The organism is Paenibacillus sp. FSL H8-0280 (genome assembly GCF_045040665.1).
GTDB classification, from domain to species: Bacteria; Bacillota; Bacilli; order Paenibacillales; family Paenibacillaceae; genus Paenibacillus; species Paenibacillus xylanexedens_A.
This window is the reverse complement of record NZ_CP150296.1, coordinates 5,321,631-5,336,018: the sequence shown is the minus strand read 5'-3', so window position 1 is coordinate 5,336,018 and position 14,388 is coordinate 5,321,631. Positions and strand designations below refer to the sequence as shown.

8 protein-coding genes are annotated in these 14,388 nt (G+C 46.3%); all 8 read left to right on the top strand.

Going from position 1 to position 14,388, the window contains the following annotated elements; translation table 11 throughout:
* The first annotated feature begins 235 nt into the window (after positions 1 to 235).
* The 8 genes from MHI12_RS23215 to MHI12_RS23180 all read left to right on the top strand — a co-directional run bounded on the left by MHI12_RS23215 (position 236) and on the right by MHI12_RS23180 (position 14,341).
* Positions 236 to 2,572, top strand: a complete 2,337-nt coding sequence (locus MHI12_RS23215; protein ID WP_405170466.1) for an AraC family transcriptional regulator — start codon at positions 236 to 238, stop codon at positions 2,570 to 2,572.
* Positions 2,573 to 2,853: 281 nt separating this feature from the next.
* A complete protein-coding gene (locus tag MHI12_RS23210; RefSeq protein ID WP_017686861.1) occupies positions 2,854 to 3,807 on the top strand; it encodes a sugar ABC transporter permease in 954 nt (317 codons plus the stop codon).
* Between the two features lie 45 nt (positions 3,808 to 3,852).
* Positions 3,853 to 4,725: a carbohydrate ABC transporter permease gene (locus MHI12_RS23205; protein ID WP_036617041.1), complete on the top strand. Its 873-nt coding sequence runs from the start codon at positions 3,853 to 3,855 to the stop codon at positions 4,723 to 4,725.
* 62 nt (positions 4,726 to 4,787) lie between these two features.
* Entirely contained in the window at positions 4,788 to 6,287 is a 1,500-nt protein-coding gene (locus MHI12_RS23200; protein WP_036674498.1) for an extracellular solute-binding protein, read from the top strand.
* Positions 6,288 to 6,311: 24 nt separating this feature from the next.
* On the top strand, positions 6,312 to 7,415 hold the full coding sequence (locus tag MHI12_RS23195) for a glycoside hydrolase family 105 protein (RefSeq protein ID WP_405170465.1): 1,104 nt from the start codon (positions 6,312 to 6,314) through the stop codon (positions 7,413 to 7,415).
* A gap of 108 nt (positions 7,416 to 7,523) precedes the next feature.
* On the top strand, positions 7,524 to 9,035 hold the full coding sequence (locus tag MHI12_RS23190; protein WP_405170464.1) for an extracellular solute-binding protein: 1,512 nt from the start codon (positions 7,524 to 7,526) through the stop codon (positions 9,033 to 9,035).
* Positions 9,036 to 9,373: 338 nt separating this feature from the next.
* Complete coding sequence (locus tag MHI12_RS23185) at positions 9,374 to 10,651, top strand: S-layer homology domain-containing protein (RefSeq protein WP_405170463.1); 1,278 nt, start codon at positions 9,374 to 9,376, stop codon at positions 10,649 to 10,651.
* A gap of 396 nt (positions 10,652 to 11,047) precedes the next feature.
* The gene (locus MHI12_RS23180; RefSeq protein ID WP_405170462.1) at positions 11,048 to 14,341 is read left to right on the top strand and encodes a DUF5704 domain-containing protein; all 3,294 of its coding nucleotides are present in this window, start codon (positions 11,048 to 11,050) and stop codon (positions 14,339 to 14,341) included.
* Positions 14,342 to 14,388 lie beyond the last annotated feature (47 nt).

The window sequence follows — 14,388 nt, the reverse complement described above, 5'->3', positions numbered from 1 at the left end:
AAAGGCCAAACTCCTGAATATGAAACTTGGTTAGTTAAGAACATTCACCGACATTAAAAATCTCTCCTTTGATTGAGGAATATGCAACCAATATAAACTGGAAATTGGTTTGAAGTCAACCTTTAGAATAAATGAGTGGACTTGAATAAGAATGGGTTTTAAAATAACAATAGTAAAATAATCCAATGAAAGCGATTTATTTTAATAAACATACGTATAAAGGAGGATGCTCTTCTTGCCGAAGTATTTACTGCGTTTGCTCTGCTTTACCCTGATCCTCGGAGCCCTTCCAGTCATTGTTATTGGTACCGTCTCGTATACAATTGCATCGCGTGACATTGAGCAGAAAGTGCGTGAGAGCAATCTTCAGATATTGCATCAGACCCAAATGAGGGTAGAACAAGTTCTGCGCAGCCTGCAATTATCATCCATCCAGTATGTTAATTCGCCCTTGGTACTACAAGCGATGAAGAAACCACTAGACAGCAGCGAGTTTCAGGAGATTCGTGATCTGACATCCGGATTTAACAACTTGCAAGCGGTTACGAACATTGACCAAGCCTATCTGGTTAATCTGGATGAAGATTGGGTCGTTTCGATGCGTTCTTTTGGCAAATTGGATGATTTTAGCATTCGAGACCGGATTGGCTCCTACCTAAGTTATACCAACAGCCTTTTTTGGGTCACTCAGAATGCCAGTTCAGCCAAAGAAAGTGTACCTGTGTCAGCAGGTATGGGTGAACTAACACCCGAACAGGCACCTACCCTTATATCATCGGATAATGTGGTCAGTATGGTATTCAAAATCCCGATGATACCAACCAATGTGAAACCAAAGGGATTTCTTGTGATTGATATCGCCGATACGGAACTGAGTACGTTTTTGAGCCGAAATACGAATTCTGGAGATATGTACGTTCTGGATCGGGAGCAAAAGTATTTTCTGAACGATATGCAGCAAGGCGGGAAATATGACGCGCTGAATAAAGAAATTCAGGAAATGGTGCAAACGACGGGCCAGCCAGAGGGTTTCTTCAGTGCGGAGGTGGAAGGTAACCAAGTGGCGGTTAGCTATAGGCAATCTCCACTCAATGGCTGGTTATACGTGTCCGTTGTATCTCTTGGACAGATTACGGCCCAGTCACAGAAAATTGCATTGGTCACCGGTATCGCTACACTGGTCATGTTATGTGTAACGGGATTGTTCGCCATATACGGCAGTCGGCGGATGTACTCCCCGATCTCCAGACTGCTGCAATTTACGAAGGGTTTGGATTCCCCAGTTGCTCCGTCAGGACGCCGTCAGGATGAATTTATCTATATTGAGGAGCAGTTGTCAACCTTGTTCAGTTCGGAGAAAACGATGCGTGAGCAGATGAAGGGGCAGCATGTGCACCTCCAGGAGTTTTTTATGACCAAACTGCTGACAGGTAAAATCTCGGAAGAAGATTTCAGATATCAGGGAGAATTGTACGATTTCCCGACAGGGTGGGCGAGTCTTGGCGTACTCATGCTCCAGATCGATACCTTGGAAGGGACACGATATGAGGAACAGGATCGCGATCTGCTGCTGTTTGCTGTCAACAATATGGTAGGTGAGCTCCTTCCTTCGGCAGTTCGGTTCACCCCAGTCATGCTGGATGATGCTCAGGTCACCGTACTTGCCTCCGAACTGACGGATGAGGTGCAGCTGAAGGAATGGATGCATACCCAGGCAGACTGGATTCGTGAACGTGTCGTGACCTACCTGAATCTGCCCGTAAGTATTGGCATCAGTCGTTCATACGCATGTATCGGAGATACGCCCAGAGCGGTTCAGGAGAGCCGCGAGGCTCTGCAAGGCCGGGTAAGTCTGGGTAGCCGTATTATTTTGCATTACGAGGATATTCAGCCACGTGGTCAGATGGAGGCCGCGTTGTATACCCAGTTACGTATGATCGAGGATCAGCTCGCGTCTGCCCTCAAGCAAGGAGATGAAGAGAAAACGGACGCCTACTTTAAGCAATATTTGGGGCTACTTGCAGACAAAAAGCTTCATTTCAGTGAATACCCCGTCATTATGGTTCAGTTATTGTCTCGTGTATATCAGCTTGTGCAGGAGCAGGGCGGGGATGTGGCCGAAGTACTGGGTGAAAAAGCATCCATGTCACATTTGCTGAAGTTGTCCACATTGGACGAAATGACCAATTGGTTCCGCAAGCGGCTGTTCCTGCCCGTCATCCGTTTCTGGCGAGAACAGGAAGAATCCCAATACATGAATATTGCGAGACGTATGATTCGTTTGATCGAGGAACGTTATGATCGTGAATTGTCGCTAGAAGCCTGTGCCGCTGAGCTTAATTTTCACCCTGTGTATCTAAGTCGGGTATTCAAGAAGGAAGCTGGAGTCAATTTTACGGAATATCTCGCAGAGTATCGTATGGAAAAAGCGAAGACCTGGCTGCAAACAACAAATCTTAAAATATCGGAGATTGCCGAGAAATTAAACTATACCAATCCAACCGCATTTATCCGTACGTTTCGCAAAATCACAGGAACAACCCCCGGCAAGTACCGGGAGCAGCAGCGATAAAACAAACCTGCTCTGCCCGCCATGGCAGGCAGGCTTTTTTATGTTCGGATGAAGGAAAAAGACCACTTTTCTCCATGAAGTTAAGACAGGAATATAGAGGTTGAAAGCAGTTCATTGCGCCTTTGAACTCTGTGATGGAAATGAGTTAAACCCTTGCTACATAAGGAAAAATAAAAGGCTAAAACGAGACGATAGCCAGTCATTCGTTTATCCTCCACAATGAAGACATGAATCAGGAAGTGATATTTTGTAATCGTTTCCAATGTGGGGAGGAAGACAATATGAAAGCCGAAACGGCGGCTCGAACACGGCCCGCTACCCGCAGTGACAAAAACCTGCTGTGGAGAGACATTATCAAAAACCGGTGGCTGTATATCATGTTAATACCGGGTGTGCTTTACTTTGTTATTTTCAAATACATACCCATGTATGGCATCACGATGGCTTTTCAGGATTACACGCCTTACAAGGGCATCTTGGGAAGTGACTGGGTAGGGTTCAAACATTTCCAGCGTTTCTTCGGAGAACCGCAGTTCTGGACATTATTTCGGAATACGTTTTTGCTTGCCATTTATAACATTGTGTTCTTTTTCCCACTGCCAATTGTACTGGCACTCATGATGAATGAAGTTCGCCGTGAACGTTTCAAACGATTTGTACAAACTCTTGTTTATGTTCCACACTTTGTTTCCTGGGTTGTTGTTGTCGGTGTGTTCTACATGCTGTTCACAACTGAGGGTGGTGCGATTAATGAATTGCTCTATAACCTGACGGGACAAAAAGTGGCGTTCCTGCTTGAACCAGGTTGGTTCCGAACGATGATTGTTGGACAATCCATCTGGAAAGAAGTCGGTTGGGGCACAATTATCTTCCTTGCAGCACTCTCTGGTGTTGATACACAGCTCTATGAAGCTGCACGGATTGATGGAGCCAATCGCTGGCGCCAAACCTGGCACATTACTCTACCGGCCATTCGCAGTACAATCGTCATTTTGCTCATTCTGCGTCTGGGCAATTTCCTGGATACAGGCTTTGAACAGATCTTCCTGATGCTAACTCCGACGAACCGGGATGTGGGCGAGGTGTTTGATACCTACGTGTACACGAAGGGGCTTACCCAGGCACAGTACAGTTATAGTGCTGCTGTCGGGTTGTTCAAATCGGTTGTCGGGCTGGCGCTTGTTCTTGGTGCCAATACGCTGGCCAAAAAATTCGGGGAGGAAGGCGTCTACTAACCCTCGGGAGCAGACGTTCTTCACCAGACAGGAGTGAACATTAAGATGCAACAGGATAAAACGTGGGGCAACCGGATCTTTGATTTTCTCAATCACGGCTTGCTGCTGTTGATTGGAATCGTGACGGTCATCCCGTTCATTTATATTTTGGCTGTCTCATTTACCAGTCCGCATGAAGTGGCTAAGGGAGGATTCATTCTTTTTCCAAAAGAGTTCTCTCTGGCCGCGTACCGTTACATTTTCTCTACAGATACCTTGATTCGCAGTCTGGGTGTATCGGTCTATATTACCGTGATCGGTACCTTCATTAACCTGCTGTTTACATCACTTATGGCGTATCCGCTCTCTAGAAGATATTTGCGTGGACGCCAGCCCATTTTGCTGGGTGTATTGTTCACAATGCTCTTCAGTGGCGGAATGATTCCAACATACTTTGTTGTGAAATCTTTGCATCTGACGGATACGTTATGGTCACTGATGCTGCCTACCGCTATTAGTGCATTTAACTTGATTGTACTCAAAAACTTCTTCCAGGCCATTCCCGACGAACTGGAGGATGCAGCCAAAATTGATGGATGTAACGATGTCAGCGTATTGTTCCGGATTGTACTGCCGTTGTCCATGCCAGCCATGGCGACATTTTCACTCTTTTACGCGGTGGCCCACTGGAACAGTTTCTTCAGCGCTGTTATCTATATCAACGATAGTGAGAAGTGGCCTGTCCAAGTCTGGCTGCGTGAGATTGTCATTCTGGCACAGAGCCGAATCGGAGACACAAGTATCGAAGAGACTGAGATCCAGCCGCTCACCATTCGCATGGCAGTTATCGTATTCTCCACAATCCCGATTATGCTGGTATACCCATTCCTGCAAAAGCACTTTGCAAAAGGAGTTATGCTGGGTTCGGTGAAAGGTTGAGTCGGCACATGGTTCGAAGTCAGTTCACTATGACTGCATAAAAAAAGGGAGGTTTTCATGTTATGAAAGCAACAAAAAAGAAAGCCGTAGCTGTCTTAAGCACACTGGCACTCGTGACAGGTTTGCTGGCAGGATGCGGATCAGACGAGGGTCAGGCTGCCGAGGGCGGCGTACAAAATGTGTCCATAGCCATTGCACAGGTGGGTGATGTGCCAAGCAAAGGCAATGAAGTTCAGCAAAAGATTGAAGCGTATACCAATACCAAACTGGATATCCAGTGGATTCCGGCTTCGGCCTATAATGACAAAATTAACGTGATGATCGCTTCAAGCGATATGCCAAAAATTGTGAAGGTGCAATATAACCCAACGGTGACCAGCGCGATGCGTAATGACGTGTTCTGGGAAGTGGGGCCTTTACTGAAAGACTACAAAAATCTGTCGGCACAGAACGAGCGTTTTTTTGACAACATCAAGGTAGAGGGCAAGATCTACGGGGTTCCTGTATTCTCGGATATTGCGCGGGCTACAGTGATTTATCGCAAGGATTGGTTCGAGAAGCTGAATCTCAAGGTGCCAGCCACACCGGATGAATGGTATGAAACGATCAAGACGCTGGCAACCTCCGATCCGGATGGAGACGGTCAGGATAATACGTTTGGGCTGATGCTTTTCAAAAAATATAATGAGGACCAATACTCCTTCACAACGCGCCTTGGCGTAAGTTTTGGTGCTCCTAACAAGTGGAAGGTCGAGGATGATGGCAGCTTCACGCCGGAATTCATGACACCGGAATATATGCAGGTGCTGGATCTGCTGAAACGTTTGTACGATGAGAAGCTGCTGAACCAAGACTTTGCCGTGTTCGACTCTACGGAAGCGGAGAAAAAGTATGATTCCGGTGTTGTCGGTATCCGTGTTGGTGTTGCTCAAAACGGAAAAAGTCAGCAAGAGCGTTTGTCCAAAAACAATCCGGATGGTGTGGTAGACATCGCTGGTTTGCTTGGAGCGAACGGAGATCGTGTTGCAGGACAGACGGGTAACTCCGGAATCCTGGCATTCCCTAAATCAACGGTGAAATCGGAAGAAGAACTCAAAAACCTGCTCTCCTTCCTGGATAAACTGATGGACCCTGAGATGGCGACCCTGTTGATGCGTGGTATGGAAGACAAACATTACACCAAAGTGGGCGAAGATCAGGTGGAGATGAGTGACTTCGATGCATTCCAGCGTGAAGTGAAGCCTTACCGTGACAACCTGCCTTATGTCGAAGGATATAACGTACCGAAGTTGAAGGATACCGAACTGGGTGAAAAAGGTACGGCACTTGCCAAGGAACTGGCGGAGCACGCTGTGCCAAACCCTGCGCTGACGTTATACTCTCCAACCTATGGTGACCGCGGGGCAGACCTGGATCAGGTAATTGCAGATGCACAAACCAAATACATTATGGGCAAGATCGATCAAAGCGGCTGGGAAAAGGAAATCGAGAATTGGGGCAATGCTGGTGGAAACAAGATACGTGAGGAATATGCCGAAGATTATAAAAAACAGGCTCAATAAAGAGCCGGAAGCGGAGGCTTGATCATGAAAGAAACACTGCAATTCACATCGGTGCGCATGGCACAGCAGTTCATGGAAAGTTATCGCAACCATGAGCTGTACTCCACTTGGCATTATGAGAATGGCTGCCTGCTGAAAGCACTAGAGGAGCTGTATACGCACACGGGGGAGCAAAAGTATTTTGATTACATCCGTGAGCTGATGGATCATTTTGTTCAGGACGATGGCTCCATTCGATCCTATACGATCGAGGAATATAATCTGGATCAGATCAATCAGGGAAAATCACTGTTCCTGCTGCATGAAAAAACGGGTGAAGAGAAGTATCGCAAAGCTGCGGATTTGCTTATGACTCAGCTTAAGGGACAGCCACATACAAGTGAAGGCGGATTCTGGCACAAAAAGATTTACCCTTTCCAGATGTGGCTGGATGGATTGTACATGGCTACTCCGTATCTGACCCAGTATGGCGCAGTGACGGGAGAAGAGAAGTGGTTTGACAAGGCGGCTCTGCAGCTCCTGCTGGTGGAGCAACGTACACGTGATCCGCGTAGCGGTCTCTTGTACCATGCCTGGGATGAGAGCAAAGAGCAGCGCTGGAGTTCGGGAGAGACCGGATGTTCTCCACATGTCTGGAGCCGGGCGATGGGCTGGTATGTGATGGCGGTTGTGGATACATTGGATTATCTGCCGGTAGATCATCCGCAGCGCGGGCAGATTGTGGGTATCTTCGAACGGGTAGCAAACGCACTAGTGCATGTACAGGATCAACAGACCGGACTATGGCCACATTTGTTGGATCAACCGGGACGTGAGCGGAACTATCTGGAGGCTTCCGGGACCTCAATGTTTGTCTATGCATTGGCCAAAGGTGTGCGTAAAGGATATCTGAGTGGCAAGTTCAAAGCGGTTGCGGAAAAAGGATATCAGGGTCTGCTTCAGCAGCTGCTGCAAACGGACCATGAAGGCGTGCTGTCCTTGACGCAGTGTAATGGCGGAGCCGGTCTCGGAGGAAGCCCGTATCGTGACGGGTCATACGAGTATTATGTGACCGAGTCCATTCGGATCAATGATCCGAAGTCGGTCGCTCCGTTCATTTTGGCGGGAGTGGAGATTGAACTGGCGTAATGCTGGTTCTTCTTTTTAGAACATTTATGATAGCGCATACATGTTTGGTTTGAGTGAAGTGAGGCAAGATTGCTGAACAATTTGGCTATCAAAAAGGAGAGATGGTTCATGAGTCCAAAAGGTCCAATGTCCCGTTTAGGCGGAATCGTTGTAATTGGTGCAATGTCCGCTGGATTGCTTGCAGGTTGCGGGGGAGAAAAAGCGCCTGCTGCAGGGGAAGGTAAACTTCCTATTTCCATCTCTTTAATGCAGGTAGGTGATATTCCGGCCAAGGAGAACGGGATTGAAAAGAAGATTGAGGAATATACAAATACGGATGTCAATGTACAGTGGATTCCGCAGTCTGCTTTTGATGATAAGGTGAATGTTATGGTTGCTTCAGGCGAGATGCCGACCATTATGCGTGTGAATTATGTACCGACAACATTTAATGCCGCCAAAACGGGACTGTTCTGGGAACTTGGGCCTTACTTGAAGGATTATAAAAACCTGACTGCCCAATCCGAGGCTTATTTTAACAATATCAAAATTGAAGGCAAGGTCTACGGTATTCCGAACTTCCGGGATATTGGACGGACTGCGATCGTATATCGCAAGGACTGGTTTGATACGTTGAAGCTGGATATACCCAAAACGCTGGATGACTGGTATGAAGTGATGCGCTCTATTCGTAAGGATGACCCTGACGGGAATGGTAAGGAAGATACGTACGGTGCACTGCTCTTCAAAAAGTATAATGAGGGTGTTTCGTCGCCACTGACGCGGATCGCTGTAAGTATTGGCGGCGTTAACAAATGGGGTGTGGATGATGCCGGGAAACTGACCCCGGAGTTCTTGACCCCGGAATATGTGGATACGATGAAACTCTTCAAGCGACTGTTCAGCGAGGGACTGATTAATAGTGATTTCCCTGCCCTGGACCCTTCTGATGCGGACAAAAAAATGGATTCCGGCCTGGTTGGCATGAAGCTTAACGGTGTGGCCCAGAACGGAAAGTCCTCTCAGCAACGGCTTACGCCTAATGCTCCGGACGGAGAGATTGATGTGGCTCCGTTCCAGGGAACCGACGGCATTCGTATCGCCGGGGAGCCAGGAAACTACGGAATGCTAGTCATCCCGAAGGCATCCGTTACGGATGAGGAGCAATTGAAGAAGGTTCTTACGTTCCTGGATCAGTTGATGGATGAGGAATTAAGCACGTTGCAGCTCCGTGGATTGCTTGATGTGCACTACAGCAAGACTGCTGATGGGAAAACCGAACTTAAGGATTTTGACGCTTATCAGCGTGAAGTGAAGCCATACCGGGATAATCTGTTAAGTATTGAAGGTTATAATGTACCTGAACTGGTCGATGTTCCAATTGGTATGAAAGGTACAAAGATGGCGCGTGAGAATGAGCAGTACGCCATTGCTAATCCGGCACTCACCTTGTCTTCGGCGATCTATACCGAGCGTGGTCAGGAGTTGGATCAGATGATCTGGGATGCGCAGACCAAGTACATTATGGGGAAAATCGATGATGCTGGTTGGGAGCAGGAAATCGCAAGCTGGAGAAAAGCCGGTGGTGATCAATTGATCACGGAACTCGAAGCATCCTATAAGGAGTTAAACGGAAAATAAAGCTGGATGGAATAAAAAAAGGGTTGATCAAATGGAATGATATGGTTTATTCTATGAGTGAGTTCATTTTCCAATATCATAAGAAAGACCACACCCTTAAAGCATAAGGCTATGAATCTGCGGATTCATGGCCTTTTTTTGTGTTTTAGGCGAATGAAGTGGGTCTATGGAAGGAGGCACGCACGCCTTGACGTGATGGGGATGGACGAAAAATAATACCAATAGCCTAGTACAACATGGTAGAATATTGATTATTATGTCAAATTTAGGTTTTGGTTATGAAGAGAAGTGACTAGGTTGACTAAGCAAAGACCCCCCATACTAAGGTACATAGGAGCGTGAGTAGATTGAAGAAGCAGATCGAAGGACATGAGAAGAAGAAAAAACGGAATGTTTGGATCGTAGGGTTGTTAACGACAGTTGTATTGGCAGGAACACTATTGCCCGTTGGACCCGTACATCTGACCTCAACAGCGAATGCTGCATCGGGAACGAGTGACAGTGCCCTTAGCAAGTTCAAAGATATCAAGGGCCACTGGGCTCAAGCAACAATTGCCAAAGCTTATGAAAAAAATCTGATCTCTGGTTACCAGGACGGAACGTTTCGTCCCAATGGTAAAATCACGCGTGGGGAATATGCGACAATACTCGCCCGCGCGACTGGACTGGAGAAGGTAGAGGGGCAGAATTCCTTTGCTGATCTCAAGGGCCATTGGTCTGAAGCGGCGGTTAGCCAACTTGTCGGACAAGGATTCATTAACACTGATGATTATGCCAAAGGGTTCAATCCAAATGCGGAACTGACACGTTACGAGATGATGAAATGGATTGCCAATGGACTGATCAAGTCCGGGAGCAGCTTCCAGGATGCTTTTAATGATACAAAAAATACGCTGCTTCCCACACCGGAAGTGAACCGTGGCACCATTGGTGCCGAGCAGATTCCGTATCTTGCCCTAGTTCGTGGGACCGGCATTGTCGGTGGATTTCAGGATGGCACATTAAAACCTGCGGATTCCACCACACGTGCAGAAGTGTCAGCCATTTTGCTGCGTTATATGGACGTAGAGGGCACGGATGCCGGGAAGTATAGTGACCTGAATGAAATGAGAGAGGTCGGCACGACGGGGACGAATTTAACGACGATTAGTAATTATAGGTATAGTAATAACTCCGCTAAAGTAAGTGATTTAGCAAGAGAAGAAATTAAATTATCCAATAATTCCGGTGTAGTTACACTGCATAGATATATTGTTGTAGATGTTACTCAAGGTAAAGCAAAAGGTCTCTATGCAACATTATTCATTGGTCCAGAGACACATCTTTTCAAAGGCAACTATATGGCTTTTGCAGATATATCTTTCACATCAAAAATTGAGAGATCCGATCCAATCACTTTTAATGGAGGGCTATATAGTGGTTTTTTACAATTTAATCGTTTGGATCTTAAGCAAGCATTCAAGAATGGCCTAGTGACTATCCCTGAGAGATCGAGTGATTTGATTAAGAAAGATATAAAGAAGAGATTTTGGGTGACATCTGTTTTAGAAGGTAAAAATGGAGCATATTCCTTTAATCAAAAAAGTGGAAATATACTAAAAATTCAGAATATGTAAGTCAAACTTAATGGTGGTGGAATATTTTTGTGTGCTCATGTTGAGAAGAAATCCTTAATTTTTATCTCAATGGTTCTTATTACTATACTATGTTTGAATTTAACATCCTCAATAGAAGCTGCAAGTTCAGATCCATATGGACCTAAGAAACAAAAAATATCTAATACGGTACAGTCTGAAAAAAGGATAGCAAATCCAGGTGTTTACTGGTATCAACTTGATGATGGTAATTTCAAAGCAGATCACACTACTGGACCAACTTTTTCGAATAACCTCAATCCTAATTCATGTTCTATTCCATATCCAGATGAGAAGGAAATTCCTAATGAGGTCGATTTTTCTGAATGGCCTGCAATATCTTGGCCAGATTTTCAATCACAGACTGTTACACAGAGAATGCTAGATAAAATCCGTATTAAAAGCGTAGATTACCAATCAACTACACTACAGTCGTCTTATACTGGTGTGGGTAATACGATTATAAGAGAAGGAAATACAATCGTAAAAATTATTACCAAAACAGGAGGCTCACACACAGTTACTAATCGAAGGGACTATGAAAATGGTGGTAAAACAATTCGAAACTGTGTGAAGCAAATCGTTGCCTACCATACACCAATGGACATCATCTGGGAAGGTGATCTGGTTGAAGAAAAAGAAATCGATGTAACACCAGATTCGGTTTTGACTATTGGACAAACAAAGCAGATGAAAGCCGAAGTTAGCACAAGACATTATGGTGAAACAGATTTTAATGAGGGCATCGACGTATCGCGAAGAGAGGCAGAGATCAAATGGTTTTCTTCTGACGAGACGATTGCGAGTATAGAGTTGAAAACAGGGATGTTAACAGCTGAAAGTCCAGGCACGGTCACTGTGCGTGCGATCTGGAACAATGGTACATATCTGATCTCGGATACCGCCACCATAACAGTCGCGTCTGAGCCAGGACTCGTTGTGAATCTGCCGAATGCTTGTAAAGCCAATACGACACCTCTACAGGCAGAAGCAGTTCTAACCAAACCGGATCGCACTGTTCATAAACTGACGGCTCATCCCAAATTGACGTGGCAGAGCTCGAATCCGACTATAGCCACGATTGGTGCTGATGGCAAAATTACGACAAAAGGGATCGTGGGTAGCACTACTATCAAAGCCCATTTTCTTGATTCAGCCCAGCAACTGGATGAACAAGGAACTCAGGTGCTTGAGGTGAAGGACTGCACGGATAATGGAGAAGGTGGTAATGATGGCGATCCGGGGGGCGACCCTGCGAACGCTTGCCCTGTGACCATCAGCCCACCGAGTAGAGGCACAGTTATTGAAGCATCGGTTATGGACCCGTCTGTTCGAGGTGTGTTGAAGGCAGACGATCGGGGATCTGAGAAGTTCGATGTTACCCGTGGTATTCCAACTTCGGAAGATCTCTATGCCAATGTCTTGGCTAAGGAATATCTGTTTCAGCACCGTTGGGTTAATATGACAGGGACGGTGACTTACACCGTTAAAGTGAAAAGGGTTTATCATAAAACCTGGACGATCCCGGGAAGAGCATCTAGTGGTGAGGGGGATCCAGGAACACCTCCTCAGCCGAGAGAACGTGATGTGCCTGGGGATAAAACGATGCAAGTAACAAGGACATATAGCTATTGGCAGATCGATAACCTGGAGGTATACAAGTTAAATGAGGCTAAGGTCTCTAACTATGCATTAGGCGGTTATGGTGACACAGTGACCCTTATGCCCAATGCATATACACCACCGACTTTGCAATCGGCTATGGATACTGCGGTTACCAGTCATGTGAAACCTGCACCATGTCGAGAAATTGATCTTGGCATCAAAGGGGTTCCGGGTGGTTCTACTGAACCCTCTACGCCAGATGAAACGTCATTGTTTCAATCTGAAGCTGAAGCTGAGGTTAGAGAGAACACCGTTAATAACGACAAGGTAACCTTTAATGGAGCAACGATTGTTGATCCTGCCCCAGTGGAGAAAACTGCTCCAAGACCTGTGGAGATCCCACAGCCTGGCGTGATTGGAGATGATGTTCTGTACGAGAACCGTCTGACGATCAAGAATACGTTGATGAACAAAGCTAACCAGCCGACCACGGGTGAGATTACGTATGGACTGCTCCCTGGCAATGTTAACGGAGGGCAGGATCAGAAATTCCCCATTTTGGGCATCAACTCGGTGACAGTACATACTCCAGTTGTGAACTACGCCTGGGTGTCAGATGATCAGCCGCATAATCAGAAGACTACGCCTGATCCGACCAGAGCTGCACTTATTTTAGAGCGTCCGTTTATTGTACGGATCCCAACTTCAGGGCAGCATCTGAATGTAGCGAATTACCCTGGTTATGGAAACCATGATTATGCGAAATATTTCCGGATCAAACAGGTTCGTTTCCCATTCGATGTTTATAACGCTGCCAAAAGCCAATTTATCCCGGCCCTGACATGGGTGGATATTCCGGTAAATCAGTTGGACACCCCTTTTTATCTTCCTGTATGGGTAGATGAAGGGAATTACCAAGTTGAGTTTCGTAATATCGCCGAAAATGCACCTGTAAACTTCACAGAACAACAGGATGCCAACACGAATCTGACCCATCATGCCGCAGCAGATACCGTTGCTGTAGAGGTTATCGGACGATTATATGATTTTCACATCACCGATATTTCAGATTACAACTGGGAGAATGTGTTCCGCAAGCGGATGGGCAGCCCGGAACCAACAGGTGTGAGCTATTGGACCGGAGAAAACAGTATCGACGGAGATCCCCGAGGTAACTTGGCTCCCTATGTACTGCCTATTCGTCCCGGCAGTCATCCGGTACAGGGTTTCCGAAATGCTGCAGTGAAGACAGGTTACCATTTCAAGTTTGATCTGAAAACCAAGGGCAATATGTTTGGGAAACAGGATGGTATCCGAATTACGCCAACGTTCTCTTTTGTGAGTAAAAATGGCACCACCCGGCAAGAAGTGGATTTATACTACCATCGAGGACAGGAACGACTCATTCGTATCGGATCTGCACAAGATTTAGAAAAACGTTTTGTTGTCCTGAACTCACGGTTGCGGAATGTCCCCGGTACGGAGTTAGGTGATACAGCGCGTTATCAGTATACCTATGAGCTGTCGGCGGAGGAACGCAATCAGGGTACAATGGCGGAACATATGGTTCGTTTCGTGGATCAGACCTCTCATCATAAAACGTGGGTAGGTCGTTATGACTGGATGATTCTTCCTTCACAGATCCGCACACTCATTGGCCCAAAAACAGATATTCCCTCCAGTGTTAATGTGGATCGGGCAAATGCAGCGATTCAGCGCTGGTATGGGGAATATAGCTTGCCAGCAGATGTATATGCAGTACCCAAAGGAACCGATCTCGAGTCGCTTGCCAGACAAAACCGGTTGGATGAGAAGGCAACGGTATTTCTGAGGGGCGGTTACATTGTGGTTAACTTCAATATCGAAACATTGCGCAGTGGTAATACGAGTGCACCACATCTGCAATATATTCATGCACCGTTGATGAATCAATGGCAAATGGAAGGTTTTGATAACAGCCCGGTAGATGGTCAGGGGAGAAGTTGGCCGATGCAAGATGGGGACGTGGTTTTGTACCACGCTGATCAATCCAGCCGAAATGATTTCCAATCCCAGGTACCACATTAGAGAGGTATCGTTTTACCCATAAAGAAGGCAGGCGTAATGTGAATCTA